This window comes from Paenibacillus sp. S02, from assembly GCF_019454065.1.
GTDB lineage: Bacteria > Bacillota > Bacilli > Paenibacillales > Paenibacillaceae > Paenibacillus > Paenibacillus polymyxa_B.
Genome location: NZ_CP073682.1, coordinates 1,758,065 through 1,776,767, shown reverse-complemented (window position 1 = coordinate 1,776,767; position 18,703 = coordinate 1,758,065). Strand labels below are relative to the sequence as shown.

Below are 18,703 nucleotides of genomic sequence, written 5' to 3'. Positions count from 1 at the left end.
TTCATGCCAACCCTGCATATGAATTTTGTGCCTCCAGCTTCAATAACACTCGTGCAGCCTTATAAACGTTCATGACCACAAATGCCCACGGCCTTTATAAAAACTTTTTATCTTCCCTGCCGGGCTGAAGCGCCAGCGCGGATTCCATTAAATATACGTCCTTGTCCTCTACATCTGTTCATATTCATCTCTATCCTTCTTGTTTTAGTGGTTAATCCCAAATTTCCTCCGAAAGACACGAATAGCGTTATTAAAAGTTACGTGCCCACCGTTTCTTTAGTCCCATTTGCCAATTTACCGAAGAGATCACGTTAAATTTGTAAAGGCAACCAATAATCGGCTGCCTTTACGTTTAAATAGTGTTTGCAAAATTATAATTCTTATTTTCTAGAATAGGCTTGCAGATTTGCGTCCATAGGCCTTACAAGAGCACATTTCTCAAGTGCTTGCCGTATCAGCATCTGCCCAATAGAGCCGCTGGCGCCAAACAGGTGAAGCCCTCCTGGAAAGTGTCTTAGAACGTTGATGCTACTTTCGCCACTTCTTGAAGTCCTTCTTTTACAATCACTTCTGCACGATCCTTGTACTGATTATGTCCTTCAATAATAACCTCGGTAGTTTGAATTCCGAAAAGGCCAAGATTCATCTTCACTGGTTTAACCGCTGATTCGAAGGATGCCATCGGCTCTATCGAGTACATTCCTCCACGTGCGCTTAGCAATGCGACTTTTTTATCACCGGCAAGACCAACAGGACCTTCAGCAGTAAATTTAAATGTTTTGCCAACCTGGGAGATATGAGCGATGTAGTTGACTAACGGTGCAGGTGCCATGGTGTTCCAGAGTGGAAAGGCAATGACTACTTTATCTGCGGCAAGGAATTGATCCAGATAACGATTGGACGTTGTTGTGGCTTCCAACTCTTCTGCCGTAAGTTCATAACCTTGACTTAATTTATAAATGCCTGTGATCACAGTATTCCCATAAGTAGGAAGGTTCTCTACGAACAAATCAAGTTCAGTAATTACATCAGAAGAATGGGTATCTTTATAAGTCTTGAGAAAAGTCTCATACATCTGAACACTTACTGCTTGATCTGCTGGACGATCATTCGCTTTAATAAAAAGTACATTGGACATAGTAATTTCTCCCTTAAAGTAAGATATTTATCTCAGTCCATTTCATATTGTGCCTTTTTAAAGCACATTTAAAACTTTTAAATGCAACTGTGATGAGCACATTATAATTCATTTATTCCTTAATCTCAAGTTTTATTTCTGTACGAATGTTAGGTTACAAAATATGCTTTATAACGTTGTAGTACAGGAGTGACACCTGATTGTTTGGTCAGTAGGGGCAATAGCGTTTTAAGGGGGAGCCCTTTCACAGCATTCGTGTCTTATTTATCTATCTTCTGAATACAACGATAGATGACTAACTATGATCGATGAGAAGGGATACTTTTAATCATTTTTCTTACAACTAGGGTTTTAAATAACTTACTTTCGTCTATTGATTGAACTTACCATCAAAATTTATATGACTAACTAAAAGATATTGGGAACGGGTCTATTCTGGTAGTATCCTTTAATACTTTAACTGGTATTATCATACCAGTGCTGTTCTCTATATACATTAGTTACAAGTATGCGCAATTGGGGAGATGAGCGATCAGTGTACTGTTTTAACAAATTCCAGCAAGAAAATAAAAAGTCGCCAATATGGCGACATCCTTTGAATCAGCACATTATAAATTTTGGCTTAGCCTTTTTCAATTTTTACTAATTAAAATAAATCTATACGGTTAGCGACATCTTCGATTGTAAACTGACTCAAATATTTTATAGTGTGCTGTTCAGTTTCATACAGAATTTTTTCCAATTCAAGATCAAGCTGTTTAGCGGCATCTCCACAATCGATATCAAAATCAGATTCTGATATATCCGTATTTACTGCATAATAAATATCACCTAAAGTAATTAGACCGGGAGCTTTTCGTAAAATGTAGCCCCCCTCACGTCCACCTTTTGACTCCACGATACCTGCAATGGTTAAAGACTGCATGACTCTTCTCATGAATGTAGCATGCGATTTAACTTGACTCGCAATCATTGCACTAGATAAAACGCTGTTACTTTTTGCTAGCCATACGACAGAATGAACGGCTATTTTAAAACGGGGAGGACCAATGTGGATTCCACGATTTGCTGTACTCATATGAACACACCTTTTCTCTGTTTAGTTATTATTGGTTATTTAAACTGAATTGGAACTGATAATAAGCTTTAAATATTCTCAATTCGTTCTGCTAAAGAAAATATTCCTTCATTAACACACCAGTCGAGTATAACACCTCTAATCTATATTAGCAGGTACGAGACGTGCTCACACTAAAATCAATGAAAATTCCTGATCTCTCCTACTGGTCCGGTGGGATGGAGAAAACCACATAAGCACGCAAGCCCTTTTTTAAATTAATGAATTATAGTACTCAGTCAACTTAACTCAAAATACCTTTTTCTTTCCCGTATATTCAATAATAATCTGCACCGACTCCTTGAACCGCAGTGCACGCAAAATCTCCCGCTCCCGCAGAAACTTGAGGCTGTCTTACAGATCCACATCATCCATCTTGTCAATCAGCCACTGGTATGTAGCTCGGGCCTTTTCTTCGGCGGTTATTTACTCATAAATCTGCCCGTGGATCACCTCTAGCCGCGTGTAGGTCGTGATGAACGGACCCCCCTGCTGCATTGTTGTAGAACAAGACCACTAGACTGCAGCTGTTTTATTGAACTAACGTACCCAGTTAGCATAATGACCTGTTTGTTGACTATATATCCCTAAATTAAGTTCCCCTTTAATAAAGACTGTTCGGTATAAGAAGATCTCTCTTAGAGTGAGTGTTACTTTATCTGATTGAACAACTAACGTGCACCTTCCTCAATAAAAAATTTCAGTCCTTGAGAAAGATAAGGTATCACCAATTGGATATATTCCTCAGCTGGCCTTGTCTCGTTATATTGCCAGTTAACAGCCGCCCCGTAAATGCTCCAGCTTAACATTACAGATGCAATTCGAACGGATTCCTCACGGACTCCTGCATTCTGATTCATCATCATCTCGAAAAATACTTGCCTCAAGTTCTTTCTTAATTATCGCTTCTATTATAGAAGTAAATGATTCGAAGCTTTTTCGACATTGGGAAGCGTGCAGCTGCAACTTGATCTACTGCGTTATCAACAAACAATCAACAAGGAAAGGATTGGCAAGACATGAGTAATATGAAAAATACGATTTTCCAGGGAACAATCCACCATTCCGGTTACGTTGTTCCCGATCTTAAAGAAGCCATCGATTTTTTTACAGATATCTTAGGATTTGAAGTATTGTTTAGTCCAGGCCCTATGAAGTTTGACGATGACCAGTTAAACAGATATTTCGGCGTTCCTGCCGGCTCCAGTGTAGCAGGTGCTGCTTTTCTGCAATACGGCGGCCTACAAATCGAACTGGCGCAGTGGACGGTGGAGCATCAACATCCCTATCAGATGAATCCTTCCGATGTAGGTGCTGCCCACCTTGCCATCACGGTTTCCGATTTGGACGCAGCTATGACGTATTTCCAGGCTCAACCCTCTGTATCTGTAAGAGAAATCAGCCCACTTGGTTTCTTTTATATTACTGCACCATGGGGAATGGAAATCCAAATCATGCAATTGATGAAACAGTAATTTAAACTAAACTAAAAGAAGGAGTGCTAAACTATGACTCAAAAAACAAACATAAAGCGTTCTGTTCTACATCATGTTGGGATCACTTTCTGAAAATAACGGGCGACGATATGAAATCGGTATTGCGTCGTTTTGTCAAGTTTTTTTATTTCATGAGAAAAAGCGTCAAAATCAGATCGTATATGCTTGTAGTGCATAATAGAGTGCAAGTTTCTTTTTACTATAGAAGACAGAGTTTTTGGATAAATGACTGAATACTTCCACCCTTTATCATTACAGTAATCTGTGCAGGCTTTATACAAATGTGGCATCTTACCTTCTCGAAAAACTAATACATCGGGGACGTGTTCCTTCTTCACTTTAACAAAATCCTTATTAATTAATTGAAGTTGTATATTAATTGGTTGTGGATAATAACGAATAGTCTGAGGGTCAAGTTCTAAAAAGTAATAAAATAAATATTTTCCCTGTGTGTTCGCTATAGACATTATTCAATATAACATACAAACGTATAATATATTGATACTTTACAACTTACGTTATATACTATTATAAAATTTATACACTGGGGGTAAGGTTAAAATGTCCATAGCTTCGGAGTTGAGCGGAACGAAGCACGATTCACTCAGTTTTTTACAAGGGGTTAAAGATTGTATTCCTACATTGCTCGGTTATGTATGTATTGGGTTCGCGGCAGGCATTGTGGGTGCCTCATCAGGGGTGAGCACCATGGAAATTGCCTTCATGTCGGCGCTTGTATACGCCGGAGCCTCCCAGTTTATTATGTGCTCGATGCTGGCTGCAGCCAGCCCTCCATCTGTCATTATTTTAACGACATTCATTGTAAATGCTCGTCATCTGCTGTTAAGTGCGTCGCTGGCTCCTTACTTTTCTAAATATTCATTGTGGAAAAACATAGGCATCGGCGCTCTTTTGACGGACGAATCCTTTGGAGTAGCGTCGGATAAATTGGCTAAAGGCGGGCAGGTCAGTGACCGCTGGATGAACGGACTTAATATCACAGCTTATCTCGCCTGGATTGCATCCTGTGTGGCGGGAGGGGTTCTCGGGAACTGGATTTCCCGACCGGAGGCTTTTGGTCTGGACTTTGCCTTGCCTGCGATGTTTCTTGCCTTACTCATTTCCCAGCTCCAAAGTGTCCAGACCTCCAAACTCAAGCATCGTCTGCTGCTTGTGCTATGTATGGCTGTTCTGATGTACCTTTTGTCCTGGTGGGTGCCATCACATATCGCCGTCATTATAGCGACCATGATCACCGCAACGATTGGAGTGTTAACCGACAAATGAACATTAATCCCAATGTCCTGTATATCATTATCGGTGCCATGATTGTCACGGCGATTCCAAGGATCATTCCCTTTGTCGTGCTGCAAAAGCTGGCGCTACCCAAGCCAGTGCTACAATGGCTTTCCTATATTCCCATCTGCATATTCACGGCCCTCGTGATGGAAAATCTGCTCGTTCGAACCGAAACCTCAGTCACTCTTAATGGGCAAGTGCTTATGGCTGTTCTTCCTACGCTAGTGACCGCCTTGTGGAGCAAAAACCTGCTGGCTACCGTCGTTGTCGGTATTGTGAGTATGGCTGTAGTTCGACTTTTGTGGTGAAGATAAAAATTACCCTCCTACAATAGGAGGGCATCTGCCATTTCTTATGATCCACCTGTCGTCCTTACTAACGAGGGCGACAGATTTTCTTCCTCAAAACAACGTTCTCGTTGTGAAAGATACGAGGAGGCTTGAAGCCTGAACATTTCTGCATACACTCCGTCTATATCCATTAAGCGTTCATGACTACCTGCTTCTACAATTCTGCCCTCCTCCATTAAAATAATGGTATCGGCCATACGTGCGGAGGACAATCTGTGTGAAATAAACACTCCAATTTTCTCATGAATAAGCTGATCAAACTTTTGAAAAACCTCTTTCTCCGCGTGTGGATCCAAAAAAGAGCTTGGTTCATCCAAGACATATATATCGGCATTTCTCATAAAAGCCCTGGCTATTGCAATACGCTGCCACTGTCCTCCAGATAGCTGCTGTCCATCTTCAAACCATTTTCCAAGCAAGGTATTCATTTTATCAGGCAGGCCGACTATCAAATCTGTGATTCCCGCCTTCTCTATAGCTGTCCAAATAGCCTCATCATTTTCTCTGGAAGCCACATTACCAAAGCCTATATTATCTCTAACAGCCATCTCATAATGTACAAAATCCTGAAAAACAACGCCTATCTTTTCTCTAAAACTGTCTTTATCCAATTCATGTATAGAGTGTCCATTAATTAAGATTTCTCCTTCAAAATCGGAATACAGATGAGTTAGTAACTTCACAATCGTTGATTTACCCGATCCATTTCTCCCTACAATGGCCAGCTTCTCTCCTTGATGAAGCTTGAAGCTAACATTAGAAATGGCATTCTCCTCCGTGTTCGGATATCTAAACGATACATTCCGAAATTCAATACTGTGAATAGCGGACAAAGGCAATTGCTGAACTGATTTTTGTATTTTTGCCTCTTCTGGCATATCCAAAAAGTCAAATAGCTGCTTGATATACAAATTATTTTGGCACAAGCTTAAAATCCCTTGTACAATGCTCTGCGATGTTGACTGGGTTAACGTGATACCCTGAATTAAGCTCACCAAGTTCCCCACTAAAATTTGACCAACATAAGTGGCTTGTATGGCCATGAAAATAATAAATGCACACGCACCCTGATTTACAATCTGAAATACAAGAGAAGTATAGGATCTACGAACTGCTAGCACTTTATCCTCGCGATAAAACCCTTCGAGTATCGTTTTATATCTTTTTCGAAGATAGTCTCCCAATTGAAATATTTTCACTTCTTTAAAACTATTATCTCTTGTCACTAAAAACGACAAATACCAGGATTCACGTTGTCTTCCTGCTCTTTGAAAGTGAACATTAAATTCTCTTTGTCCAATACGTAAAAAAGAATAAAATGATAAGCATGGAATGAGAAAAATGAATAAGAATGCCCACCATCTCCATGCGATGAGAATCGCACCCGTCGAAAATAAGGTTACAACACTGCTAATAATGGCAAGGATTTGAGTAAATATTTCAAACGGCCTGAAATCTGCCTCTCCCTGAGCACGTTGAAGCATATTTTGCACATCTGCATCCTCAAACGACTGCAAAGACATCTTTTGTGCTTTTTCAATAATTCTGATATTTACCTGGTTCGATAGCCGGCTTTGAAACATTTTACGAAAAAAGCTTTCGCCAATGTTGATCAGATCGTACAGCAAATTGACACCGATCAAGACGCCAAAAGCTATAAAAACAGGTTGAAAGCTTCCCCCTGACGCTCCGGCCACGACACTGTTGATTAATTCTCTGGTAGTTAAAAGGATCACAGCAGGAATTGCACCCTTCAATAAATTCGTAATGAGTATAGCAATCAAAAAGGAAGGATGTGTGTCCCAAAGCAGCCTGAATATACGAGGCCAAAATAAAAAGGTACGAAATATATTTTTATAGGACAAAGAGATCAGATCATTGGTTTGTCCATCAGACTGTGACATAGCTTACCCCTTTCCTATGCAACAGGTTAGCTACTGTATGCTTAGCTAAAGCCATACATTTTATTTCTCGCTCCCTATTTACACCAAGCAGACGATTCAAATGCATATGAATGATGCTGCCTAAAATATCATCAGGATGATTGGTAAGTTCGTGATTATTTTTAGCCAGGATTATCGCTTGAGCATACTTCTGAATCATAGTCTGTCTTTTTTCTACAAGCGCTAAGAAAGCAACCTGTGTGTTCGTATCTGCTTGTCCAATCCATTCATAATTCGATTCTACAGCGGTAATCAATGTTTTTTTGACATCCCTGAATGCCTTCATATGAGGCTTGCAATCAATTCTCTCTTCTAGCCATTCCACTTGATCCTGAATCGTTAAACCAAAACCACTCAGATAATGAATAATGTTAATCACAGCCGCAATCTCTATGTCCAGATTGAAAGCATTAGAGCGAATTCCCTTCATATAGGCGATGACCCATTGACTATCCACGTCAAAAACCTGTTCTGCCAGCTCCATAAGTGTCTGTCCTCCATACCTCTCCAATTCAGGATGGTATGTATCTATGACCATATTCGTTATTAGCCCCTCTTCACGTAACTCGGCTGCCCACTGATTTAATTGCGCCAAACCAGCTGTCCATAGCTTATCGGGCTCTCCCTGAAAACGTAAACGGATATGATGTTCAGGATCAACGTATCGCAAAAAGTAAAATTTTCGACTCCAATCCTTAAACCCCGGCTGTTTTAAGAGATGCTCTAGGCTTAAGCCTACCAGGTCAGTCTCTCTTTCCTTGACTCCGTACAATTTAAGGTATAGCCACTCCCCTCCTGGAAATATGCCTCTATGAATGCTGGAAGAAGTATGAGTAATGAAGTTTTGAGAAACAATATGGTTTTGTGAACTAGGGATACTCGGTTTCACCTTTATTTTTTTCTTCTTTAGTGGAAACACAAATTCTCCCATATATCTTCCTCCCGTCCCCTGTACTGGGGTATGGAAGGGATTACCCAAACACTCGGTAAGAAGAAGTTCCTGTCCTTCACGTGTCTTGCTCACCTCATGTAGCAATTCTTTGATATGGAAAAGGTTGCATAGGTCTAATAAAAGGCGATTATCCCCCATCGTTAGGTAAACATAACGCGGTACATTCCATTGTTGTCTCCACACATGGAAAAGTTCTTCTCCTTCTTTGGACTCGCATGATTCTGAAATATTCAATGAAGCTTTGCTCAGTTTCCACTGCGCAGCACTAATAATGATCTTTTTATATACTAGTCTTGGCAAAAAAGGGGACTGCTCTAATGGCCCCCAGTCAAAATAAGACCACGTACCAATCTCTTTATTAGTAATATCCGTTAGAAATCTGAATATATGTGGTGAAAGCTTGTAATTCAGCATGTGTGTTTGCAAGGGGATTATTTCCTTACCCAAACGTCTGGACTTGACATAAAAACGATCATGAGTAGCACCCACCACTAAATCATCAATACAGAGCGTATGGTCCTCATCTTTAGAAGAAGTGGTACCCGACACAATCTCATATGCCATTAAATTTTTGCTTAATGAGATATTTGATATTTTCCCCTGTTCCGGCATAAAAACCATCTCTGACAATAACGCATCGGGATGAAAGCATCGGTGATGATCATATATTTCAGAGAATTTTTGTACAAACTCCTCACTAAACATATCCAGAAAACGTCCAAAGGTTTTACCCGCTCTATTCGAGCCAGCACTGGCTCCAAGTAAAAGCGAATAGTCTCCAGAATCAACTTTTTCAGGAGAATCAGCAAATATACTATAATAGATCTCCATTGATTCTGGGGAAGTGTCGTAGTTATCAGAAATCATCAGTTGCTCTAACTGTTCATCTGTAAGGGCAAGTTCTATTTCATGATTAGAAATGGCATTCGAAACCCATTGAAAGAGAACAGCGTTGCGTTTAAATGCCTCCATGCCCATTGATTTTTTTTCATTTGAACGGTACATTTCCGGTATACCCAGACCCCAATCCTCATCAAACAGTTCATGAATAGGAACCTCCTGATACACACCGTACTTTTCCAAGAAACGATTCAAATATTCAGCCAATTCATCCGTTTTGGGGGATGCATACAATTTGCACATGACTTCAGCCCCTAATGAAACCTCATCAAGCACTTGTTTCGGCAGCGTTACTTCTTTATCCAATTTAACATCAACTTGTACAGGTGTTTTTACAGAAATGATATCCAGCATTTTGTCACATAATTTCCGGTAGACCTTCTCTCCTTCTCCAATCGTGCATTGATTATATTGAAGTAATAAAGCATCAATTTCGTGTAAAATGTGAATCCAAGGATCGGAAATGTCCAGTTTTTTAATTTTTTCGAATATGTAATGAAAGGGTGAATGATCCATTAACGGAGGTCTAAGCTCGCTCAAAATAAACTCTTGCTCTACTAGTTGCTGCAAATAATCAGCTATGATTTCCAAAGTAGCGTCAGGGAATGCCTTTAATAGTATTTCTTTGAGTTCCATCACCCGAATGGGATGTTCCGCAGCTTCAAACGTCATTCGAACAACGTCAGTAAGCCGAATGGAATTAAAAATTTCTGCCGAATCATCAGCTTCTGCTGCTCCATGCTTAGGTCGGAATGGTAATTTGGCTCGATTTCCTTTGATCATAACCGTTTTGTTTAAGAAAACCTTTAGTTGATTAAATATGGTCGGATCAGCTTCTATTTTTTGAATCAGTTTATATATCCATTCCATGTCGGGTCTGGCTCTCTTCAGATGCTTAGGATAGCTACCAATATCCAGATCGGTAGTCTTCCCGCAAATCCCCTGCCCCACTCCTGAAAATAACCCAAATGGAGTCGTTCGGGTAGTCATCCGAATAAAATAACGATAAAAGCTGTTCAGCGTCTTCTCATACTTTTGTAGCTCTCCTTTATCATCCAAAGCATGATCATCATTCAAGTAATGTAGAAACTGCATTAGGGAAGGAGAGGCTAATGATATGGCTTCTTGAACAACAGCTTCTTGGGATATCAACTTTAATCGACGAGTTATTTCCTCCAAAGTAAGCTGGCTGTCCACATCTTGATCCGAAAACACCTGAAAATATCGGTCTAGCGGTAGTAATGGAGCTCTGATTAGAAAAAAATCACATGCACTAAACCATCTTTCATCCCGATCTCTCACTTCATTATGTAGTTTATGCGCATCAGTGTAATGCAGTTGTCTCTTCACAACTGACCACCTCCAAGTTTTTAGGAAATATATTCAACTTGTAACCGATTCCATGACATGTTACCAGAATTTTTGGATGACTTGGATCATCTTCTATTTTCTCTCTCAATTTTCGGATGTGCACATACACCGTATTAGACGTAGTAAAAGCATCCACTCCCCAGACTCTGTCTATAATGTGATCAATTGTTGAAGCACACTCTTTTGCAGTAAGAAGATACATTAATAACCGGAATTCCATCATAGTCAGCATATGCTCATGCCCTTGCTTCCAAATAACCTTTCCAGCAGGATCAAAAATGACATTGGGTGATAAACTAATAGCCTGCTGTTCTCTTTCCATTTCATATTCAGATGATGCCATTGAAAAGAGTTGTTTGAGGAGATCCAATTGCCGTTGGTCATCACTATGATAGGAAAGAAAGATAAATGGGACCGTACATTTTTCTTTAATGGTGTGCCAGTAAGACAAGTCCTCTAGCGTTATATGATCCTGATTCAAAGCTACACCGATACACTGCTCATCAATCTCCGGTAGAGCCTGGTAAAGCGAATCATAAAACATGATTTGAATGTTTTCTGGAGTGCTTAAAGTCTCAAAAAAATGCTTGATCTTCCTAAAAGATGATATAACCATAAATTTTTGTTTCATCTAATCCCCCCAAAACCAATGCTTCAGATAAAGCAATAAGGTAGCACCCTTAAGAAATTAGAAACAATTCACTCCATCTCCCTGAATATTTAGGATGTTCTTTCCCAATTCCATAGTCCAGCAAACTTAATGCAATCCCTGTTGCTCCTTGCAGTATTCCTACATTATGAACATGAGTTGTCCCCTCCAAATCCTGGTATCCAAATGGGAGTTCTTCATCGTATAAATTTACTAACTTTAAAGCTATCTGAGCGGCAAAGCGTAACGCTGCTATATTACCGGTTAAACAATAGAATCTATGAGCCATATGAAGCAAACCGGCCAACCCGTGACAGAAAGTAGGGGATAGCGCGTTTAGTAGCTCATCATCTAAGCAAAATATGGATTTCATAGCTTTTTCCGCTATCTTTTTCCATTCTTCATTACTGCACTCAATTCCTGCTCTGAATAATGTCCAAGCTATTCCAAAGGTTCCATGACACCAGCCTTCAATTTCTCTCATCCCTACTTTTTTCTCTCTCTTGTTCATTGAAGACGCTTGAGAGTTTACAGGCCAATACCAGCCATATTGATCCTCCTGAATTTGAATAAGCAAAAAATCGGCTATATGTTTTATAGCCTCATGTAGTCCTTCAACTTCGATCTTTTTTTGTAGGGCAGTGACAAGCAGTGCAAGTATTCCGGTGATACCATGCGCCAAACCTAGATGGATTGAAGCCGAATCTTCCCTTGACGACAAATGTATATATTCAGGTATAAAGTGCGTAATGGTGTCTAATAATTGACGAGACAGATCACACATCGTCTTGTCTTCAGCAACCTCCAGAGTGTATCTGCCCACTCCGAGCAGCCCATTGATGATATCCATTTGCCTACTGAACTCTGTAATTGTGCCAATTACAGGTAAATCCCCCCACTTTACTTCAATATACTTATTAAGCTGAGAGATTAGTTTGTTATAATTAGCTCTGTTATTGGAAGCTAATAATATGCCATAAGCTACTCCTGTTGTTCCATAATAAAGAGAAATACGAGGCAATAATAATAGAGAGTTAGCATCTAAGTGCCGTAACTGACTATGCACATGCTCTGCCCAATTTTGATCTGGCTCCAGGTAACCCCATTCGGACAACAGCGCAAACACACCCGGAATTCCATCGGCAAGCGAGCCAGGATTCCAAGGGGACTTTCCACGTGAAGGTGAAAGGTTGTTTGTATGATTAACTATCTTTTCTGTATATGATAGGTCTATTAGCTTTTGTGCTATATACTTACTGATTTCAACTGATCTCCCCTTCAAATCTTCAACCATAAATCCTTCCCTCATTTTCATAACTGGAAAAGACACGGTTATAGAAACCGTGCCTTTTTTCCATGTATTTTCGTTATTAACACGTTTTGCAGAAGCTAAGACTAACTTGACAATTCAAAGTACCTGTTGCACATGAAGGAGTACAGATAAGACCACTGGCTGGTTGAACCCCTTTTGAAGCAACCTCATTTTTAGCTACTTGCAAGTCCAGATCAAATTGATTTTTCATCTTGTTACCTCCTTTTATTTTTTACAATTTTATTATAAGTTATATAATCTTAACTAGACTTTATATAGTTCTTACATTTGTCTTAATTTCAACGAGTACATTTAAGATAAACCTTCATTATTTTTTAGTATTTTTAAGGACAACACACTAGATTTTAGTGACAATATAATGAAGAAAAAAATAATGGAGGCTTTCATATGAAAATTGATAGTTTTGTTATACAACAATCCGACCAAGTTCGTGCAAGAGATATTAGTAAAAAAATTGCTTTACGTCTATGCGAGCCCGAATCCGTCTATGCAGCAGTCCATGCGGAACACAATGTTTCGCCAGAAACAAAGTACCACCCATGGGGAGAAACTTCACTTTCGCATGGTTATCCTGGTAACATTCATTTACTATCGCAATGGCGTGCTACAGACCCTTCGTATGATTGGAGTAGAGCCATACATTCAAACATGGCTCAGATTCAATCCTCACTTGCTAAAAATGGTCTTCACGATCTCTCTCTTTACAGTGGCTGGGCAGGTATCGCTTCGTCCGTAAGAGAGGCTTCTAATCATGGAAAATACTACAGTAATTTCTTACAGCAAATACATCAATGGATGATGCCTCTAACAGAGCAATGGCTTCAGTCGAACACAGAACAATTAAGCCTTCACGAAGGTATGCCCATGCAAGCCTTTGACACCATTTCGGGAGCTTCAGGGATTGGAAGATATATTTTGATGAACTCAACCGATCCTATCTGCACTCCTCTTGTTGAGCCAATTCTTCAATTTCTTACCGATCTTACACATCCCATACATATTCACAATCGTTATGTCCCAGGGTGGTACTCCCCGCAAAAGTTTCAATTTTTAGAGCGGGATAAACGTAACTATCCTCTGGGCAATTTTAATTGTGGAATGGCACACGGTATTCCTGGACCGTTGGCTTTATTATCTGTAGCTTACAGTGCTGGAATTGAAGTAAAAGGCCAATATCAAGCGATTGAAACCATTGCGGAATGGTTGCTTAAGTATAAATATGAAGATGAATATGGTAGCTACTGGCCTCATATTGTTCCATTCGAAGCTGAAATAGGCTCTCTACGGTTTGATTTGGAACGAGCAAGAGAAGCATGGTGTTACGGTACCCCCGGCATTGCCTGTACCCTATTTCTTGCCGGAAAGGCTCTCCATAATGAGGAACTGCAAAAATTGGCTGTGAAAGCTTGTGTCGGTGCAATCTCCTATGAGATAGCTAAGCGGGAAATGGACTCTTCTGCACTCTGTCACGGTCTTGCCGGATTACTTACCATCTCTTGGCGAATGTGGTGTCATAGTAAAGAGCCTGCTTTTCTCCCGCTTATTCAACAGTTAACGAATTGTCTGCTTGATCGCTTTCAAATGGATAGCCCACTTGGATATCTGGACCCCGAGCCAAGGTCAGATGGCTCTTTAACTTGGCTGACAAAAGCGGGCATGCTTGAAGGCGTTGCTGGGATTGCAGCTGCTTTATTAAGTGTTGCTGAGAACAAAGAGATCGGTTGGGATTACATCCTCATGCTATCCTAACTACAACCAGTCCCTATTCACAAACATCTTTCTTCCACCATACAGATAGGCTAAAAACGTAAAAATGACAATCAGTCCGAGACTGTAAGGTTCAACTCTGGGTGCATAAGTCGCTGTTTGCGGCATCATAATATAATAAGGAATCGTAAAAGGAAACCACGCACCTATGGAAGAGTGAAAGCCTGTTATAACAATATTAGGAACAACACAACAAATGGACATTCCCAGAGAAGCTCCAAAATTCCGAATTTTTATCGAGAGCATAAGCTGTAGTGCTGCCAGGGGAAAAATCCCGAGCCACCCTCCCAAACCGGTAGAAAGAACGACAGACCAAGGGATTTCTCCTGGAGCACCTGCTATATTTCCACTTACAAAATAGCCTGCTATAAATATAAGCTGATCCAGGCCCAGTATGAGAATGAGCAATATATATTTTGCATAATAAATTTGCTGACGAGGATACGGGCTGCTTAGTAAAATCTTCCATCCCCCATCCCGATGCTCGTACGCGCACAAAAGAGAAGCGATAATTCCACAATAGAGCGGATAAAAAAACATAGAGTGAAATTGCGCTGAATACGTATATAAAGTTAACCAGCTGGGCGAAAAAAACTGCTTCAAATCATTCAGTTCCAGGACTCCCATTAAAGAATTTATGACCGCATCCAATATAATGAGAATCCATACCATGATCCATTGAAGTTTTATTGTCTCCACGCGTAAAATAGAGCCCATGTATCTTCTCCTCTCTATTTGAATTCATGCTTGGTAAACTGTAGTGTACCAAGTCCCGTAAAGATCACTCCTGCGCTTAAAGCAACGATCACCCAAATCATGTGTTCCTTCATCAGAGGACTTGATAGTGCAGGGTACGACCAAGGCAATATTTTAATCCACAGAATACTTGTGCGTGCCAAAAACAAGCTTGCAATTGAACCGAATATACCAAACGCTAATGGGAATGCCTGATTAGTGAAAAGCGTAGACAGCCAAAGTTGAATTGCAAGTACTGGTAGGGTAGCCAAGCTTGCATTAATCGGCTGTAACAGCATGATCCGCCAAGGAATGGGTTCGTTTGTATATAATACCCAGATGAGGCTCATACCTGCTACAGTGATCAAGGCGGTACCCAACTGCAGAATCACGATCCATACGATTTTGGATAAATAGATATAACTTCTGGGAACAGGCATGGCCATAAGCTGCTTCCATGTTTGAGTATCATGCTCTGTACCGGCCATAATACTCGCCAAAAGTGTACCGCCAAGCAACATCACAAATGAAAGGAACATAAACATAACGGCAAAACCAGCGTAGACACCTCCCGGTCCTTGCCGAAAGTAAAGATACCATTCCACAGCAGTCATGCCTGTAAGTACACACCCCTGTATAAGAGGAATCCACCAGCATATTTTCTTCAGCTTAAGCCCCTCTGACTTTATAACCCGGAGTATCATAAGCTTCGCTCCTTACCTGTCAGTTCCAGGAATATCTCCTCCAATGTTTTTTTCTTCTCTGTGACCCGATAAATGGGATGATTGTGTTCCACAAGCACCTTGATCATCTCCGAAGATTGTTGCCGATCTACAATAGGAGTTACGACCTCATTTTGTTCAATCGATCCAGCTCCGGCCGTCCACCCATGCTGAATCAGTGCACCGGCAGCCAGAACAGGATCTGAGGTTTCAATGAATAATTGAGGCTTGCTTTTGGCGGTGAGTTCCTTCATCGTTCCCTGGAAGATCATTTCACCCTGATTAATAATTCCTACATAGGTTGCAATCTGCTCAATTTCGCTTAATAAATGGCTCGAAACCAGTACCGTCATTCCGTAAGCGCCAGGAAGGCTCATAATTAACTCCCGAATTTCCTGAATACCAGACGGGTCCAAACCATTCGTCGGTTCATCAAGTATCAATAATTTGGGGTTGGCAATAAGCGCCATAGCAATCCCCAGTCTTTGTCGCATCCCCAAGGAATATCCCTTTACCGGACGATACGCATCCTTGGTTAATCTCACTAAATCTAGCACTTCATGAATTCTTCGGGTCGGCAGTCCACGCATGGTTGTAACGATTTCTAAATTTCGATATGCGGATAAATGGGCATAATAGGCAGGTGATTCAACCAAGGAACCAATATCCTTCAATATTTCCATACGCTGATCCTTCAGCTTTTTCCCAAAAATCTCAATTTCTCCGGAGGTGGATTTAATCAGCCCAAGCAGCATACGAATCGTGGTTGTTTTACCCGCCCCATTAGGTCCTAAAAATCCATAAATCTGCTGTCCAGGTACCTGGAGATTTATTCGTTTTACAAATTCCCGTTTTCCAAAACGCCTAGTTAGCTGCTGTGTATGTATTACATATTCAGACATTTCCTGATCTCCTCTCGACTTCTAATGCTGAAGCTTAAGTTACATACAGTTTACTGAAGTAAAGTAAACATCAGGTAAACAGTCCCTAAACAACAGGCAAAAAAACCGAGCAAACTGCAAAATGTGAGATTAGATGTTAAAAAGTTAGATGTTTAGCGGCAGTGAAATCTCCATCCTAGTACCTGCTTTACTGCCTGAAAGGATATGAAGCGTTCCGTTATGCGCCTCAATAAAGCTTTTGGCAATAGGTATTCCATGCCCTTGGAAATGAGATACCTGCATGTACTCATTGGGATTCATTCCTATTCCGTCATCTTCGATAGAAATATGAAGCTTATCGTTCGCTTTACTTACTTCCATGGAAACGTGTGTACCTGGAGGATTATGAATGATTGCGTTGATCAAAAAATTCTGCAGCGCTCTGCCTAATAATTTGCTATCGAAGGGCATGATACATGCCGCCTCCATTGACGTAAAAGAAAATTCGTATTGCTCAGCCGAAGGATGGTTAGCGATATCTATGACTGTACTACGGAGAAACTCCACAATGTCCTCCTTCTCCAATTGGATTGGCAATGGACTTTCCTTAAGCTGCATAGAAGCATTCAAATCCTGAATCAACTGCTTCATTTCAGTCACTTTCTCACTGATACTCATACTAAAGCTTCTTCTTTCTTCATCAGACCAGTCATACTCTTGAGTAGTTAGCATAGCCGCATATCCTTCAATATAAGATAATGGTGTTTTGAGATCATGGCTTACACCTGCTACCCACTGCTGTTTTCGTTTCTCTAATTCCACTCTCTCTTCCTCATTGCTGCGCAATTGAGCCGATAAGATATTCATTTGTTCAAAAACTTCTTTATACAATTGATACGGGAGCTTATAACTATTTTTCTGGTTTTTTTTGCCCTCCGGCAGTTCCAGTTCACTTAGCGGCGCTTGGAATTCCCCTGTCGCAATATTTCCAATCCATTTAATTACATATACCAAAGGTTTGCCTATATACCATCCGTAGGCAGCTATGAACACAACACTCTGCACGATACCAAGTCCTGTCCAGAACAGATCAATATTTATATTTTGAGATGCTCCAAATATACTTTTTATAAAAATATATAAGATCGTGCAAATAACAAAACATAGGACATAGGCCAGTACAAAGCATAACGTTACTTTCATAAAGCGAAAGGACATCTTAACCAGAGAGTTCATTCTTGCTCCCCCATCTTGACTGACATCATTTTATAACCAAGCCCTCTTACATTGATTAAAAATTGCGGGTGCTTGGGATCAGGTTCTATTTTTTTCCGCAAACGGGAGATATGAATCACTACGGTCTTCTCATCACCCAAGAAGGCCTCGCTCCATATCGCCTCATAAAGCTGCCGTACACTGAAAATACGGTTAGGATGCTTGCACAAAAAAACCAGCAGTAGCCATTCACGTGCCGGACAATCGACCTGCTTTCCCTCCACATACAATACACCGGATTCCAGCTCCAGACGAAAATATCCAAAATCTAAAGTGCGTAAGGTCGGTTTCATGGCCACTGTCGAAACTTTCCGATATTTCATTCGAGCTTTCATACGCGCAACGACTTCCAGCGGGTTAAACGGTTTGGTAATATAATCGTCTCCCCCGATACCGAACCCCATTAATTTGTCTAGGTCTGTATCTCTTGCCGTCAAAAAAAGAATAGGGGCATCCGTATATAGACGCATTTGACGACACACCTCAAACCCATCGCTATCAGGCAGCATGACATCAAGTACAATCACATCCATATGAGATTCCATCACGACTTGCAGCGCTTCCCGACCCGTTGCAGCATGCTTGACTTGAAGGAATCCTTCTTTTTTTAACACCGTTGTCAGCATATCCCGCAACCCCTGCTCATCGTCTACTATAAGTACTGCAATTTCTTCCATAACCCAAGGTTCTCCATTCTTTTTTTACATTTTTTACTTTCATTATAAAAGCAAACGGGCAGAATTTAAATCGAGTTCCATCACATATCGTTCATCCC

At 40.5% G+C, this 18,703-nt stretch carries 17 protein-coding genes and 1 pseudogene; 4 read left to right on the top strand and 14 right to left on the bottom strand.

Going from position 1 to position 18,703, the window contains the following annotated elements:
- Window positions 1–514 precede the first annotated feature (514 nt).
- The 4 genes and pseudogenes from KAI36_RS07795 to KAI36_RS07785 form a co-directional block, all read right to left on the bottom strand.
- On the bottom strand, window positions 515–1,165 hold the full coding sequence (locus KAI36_RS07795) for an FMN-dependent NADH-azoreductase (RefSeq protein WP_309137785.1): 651 nt from the start codon (window positions 1,163–1,165) through the stop codon (window positions 515–517).
- A 619-nt stretch (window positions 1,166–1,784) separates the two neighbouring features.
- Window positions 1,785–2,216, bottom strand: a complete 432-nt coding sequence (locus KAI36_RS07790; protein ID WP_220027441.1) for an RrF2 family transcriptional regulator — start codon at window positions 2,214–2,216, stop codon at window positions 1,785–1,787.
- A gap of 288 nt (window positions 2,217–2,504) precedes the next feature.
- Window positions 2,505–2,766: pseudogene (locus KAI36_RS27145) on the bottom strand (manganese catalase family protein); the annotation flags it as partial.
- A 160-nt stretch (window positions 2,767–2,926) separates the two neighbouring features.
- Complete coding sequence (locus tag KAI36_RS07785; RefSeq protein WP_220027440.1) at window positions 2,927–3,121, bottom strand: hypothetical protein; 195 nt, start codon at window positions 3,119–3,121, stop codon at window positions 2,927–2,929.
- A 153-nt stretch (window positions 3,122–3,274) separates the two neighbouring features.
- Here KAI36_RS07785 and KAI36_RS07780 point away from each other — a divergent pair, with 153 nt between their 5' ends.
- The 3 genes from KAI36_RS07780 to KAI36_RS07770 all read left to right on the top strand — a co-directional run bounded on the left by KAI36_RS07780 (window position 3,275) and on the right by KAI36_RS07770 (window position 5,358).
- On the top strand, window positions 3,275–3,730 hold the full coding sequence (locus KAI36_RS07780) for a VOC family protein (RefSeq protein WP_258297342.1): 456 nt from the start codon (window positions 3,275–3,277) through the stop codon (window positions 3,728–3,730).
- 582 nt (window positions 3,731–4,312) lie between these two features.
- Window positions 4,313–5,038 (top strand): AzlC family ABC transporter permease, encoded by a 726-nt coding sequence (locus KAI36_RS07775; RefSeq protein WP_220027439.1) that lies wholly within the window; start codon window positions 4,313–4,315, stop codon window positions 5,036–5,038.
- A complete protein-coding gene (locus KAI36_RS07770) occupies window positions 5,035–5,358 on the top strand; it encodes an AzlD domain-containing protein (RefSeq protein ID WP_220027438.1) in 324 nt (107 codons plus the stop codon). The genes KAI36_RS07775 and KAI36_RS07770 overlap by 4 nt, the downstream gene beginning before the upstream one ends.
- A 44-nt stretch (window positions 5,359–5,402) precedes the next feature.
- On the opposite strand, the gene KAI36_RS07765 is transcribed toward KAI36_RS07770, so the two are convergent.
- From KAI36_RS07765 to KAI36_RS07745, 5 genes are all read right to left on the bottom strand, one after another.
- Window positions 5,403–7,184: an ABC transporter ATP-binding protein gene (locus tag KAI36_RS07765; protein ID WP_258382266.1), complete on the bottom strand. Its 1,782-nt coding sequence runs from the start codon at window positions 7,182–7,184 to the stop codon at window positions 5,403–5,405.
- A 106-nt stretch (window positions 7,185–7,290) separates the two neighbouring features.
- A complete protein-coding gene (locus KAI36_RS07760; RefSeq protein ID WP_220027436.1) occupies window positions 7,291–10,545 on the bottom strand; it encodes a lantibiotic dehydratase in 3,255 nt (1,084 codons plus the stop codon).
- Window positions 10,520–11,197, bottom strand: coding sequence for a winged helix-turn-helix domain-containing protein (locus KAI36_RS07755; RefSeq protein WP_220027435.1), 678 nt, complete (start codon window positions 11,195–11,197; stop codon window positions 10,520–10,522). Before KAI36_RS07755 ends, KAI36_RS07760 begins: the two co-directional genes overlap by 26 nt.
- 49 nt (window positions 11,198–11,246) lie before the next feature.
- The gene (locus KAI36_RS07750; protein ID WP_220027434.1) at window positions 11,247–12,509 is read right to left on the bottom strand and encodes a lanthionine synthetase C family protein; all 1,263 of its coding nucleotides are present in this window, start codon (window positions 12,507–12,509) and stop codon (window positions 11,247–11,249) included.
- Window positions 12,510–12,585: 76 nt separating this feature from the next.
- The gene (locus KAI36_RS07745; protein WP_013309465.1) at window positions 12,586–12,738 is read right to left on the bottom strand and encodes an FDLD family class I lanthipeptide; all 153 of its coding nucleotides are present in this window, start codon (window positions 12,736–12,738) and stop codon (window positions 12,586–12,588) included.
- Window positions 12,739–12,935: 197 nt separating this feature from the next.
- On the opposite strand from KAI36_RS07745, the gene KAI36_RS07740 reads away from it, so the two are divergent.
- A complete protein-coding gene (locus KAI36_RS07740; RefSeq protein ID WP_220027433.1) occupies window positions 12,936–14,297 on the top strand; it encodes a lanthionine synthetase C family protein in 1,362 nt (453 codons plus the stop codon).
- On the opposite strand, the gene KAI36_RS07735 is transcribed toward KAI36_RS07740, so the two are convergent.
- The 5 genes from KAI36_RS07735 to KAI36_RS07715 all read right to left on the bottom strand — a co-directional run bounded on the left by KAI36_RS07735 (window position 14,298) and on the right by KAI36_RS07715 (window position 18,605).
- A complete protein-coding gene (locus KAI36_RS07735; RefSeq protein WP_258382265.1) occupies window positions 14,298–15,014 on the bottom strand; it encodes an ABC transporter permease in 717 nt (238 codons plus the stop codon).
- 32 nt (window positions 15,015–15,046) lie between these two features.
- A complete protein-coding gene (locus KAI36_RS07730) occupies window positions 15,047–15,754 on the bottom strand; it encodes an ABC transporter permease (RefSeq protein WP_039269797.1) in 708 nt (235 codons plus the stop codon).
- The gene (locus tag KAI36_RS07725) at window positions 15,751–16,674 is read right to left on the bottom strand and encodes an ABC transporter ATP-binding protein (protein ID WP_220027432.1); all 924 of its coding nucleotides are present in this window, start codon (window positions 16,672–16,674) and stop codon (window positions 15,751–15,753) included. Before KAI36_RS07725 ends, KAI36_RS07730 begins: the two co-directional genes overlap by 4 nt.
- 144 nt (window positions 16,675–16,818) lie before the next feature.
- Complete coding sequence (locus KAI36_RS07720; RefSeq protein WP_220027431.1) at window positions 16,819–17,889, bottom strand: sensor histidine kinase; 1,071 nt, start codon at window positions 17,887–17,889, stop codon at window positions 16,819–16,821.
- Window positions 17,886–18,605, bottom strand: coding sequence for a response regulator transcription factor (locus KAI36_RS07715; protein WP_220027430.1), 720 nt, complete (start codon window positions 18,603–18,605; stop codon window positions 17,886–17,888). The genes KAI36_RS07720 and KAI36_RS07715 overlap by 4 nt, the downstream gene beginning before the upstream one ends.
- Window positions 18,606–18,703: the final 98 nt, after the last annotated feature.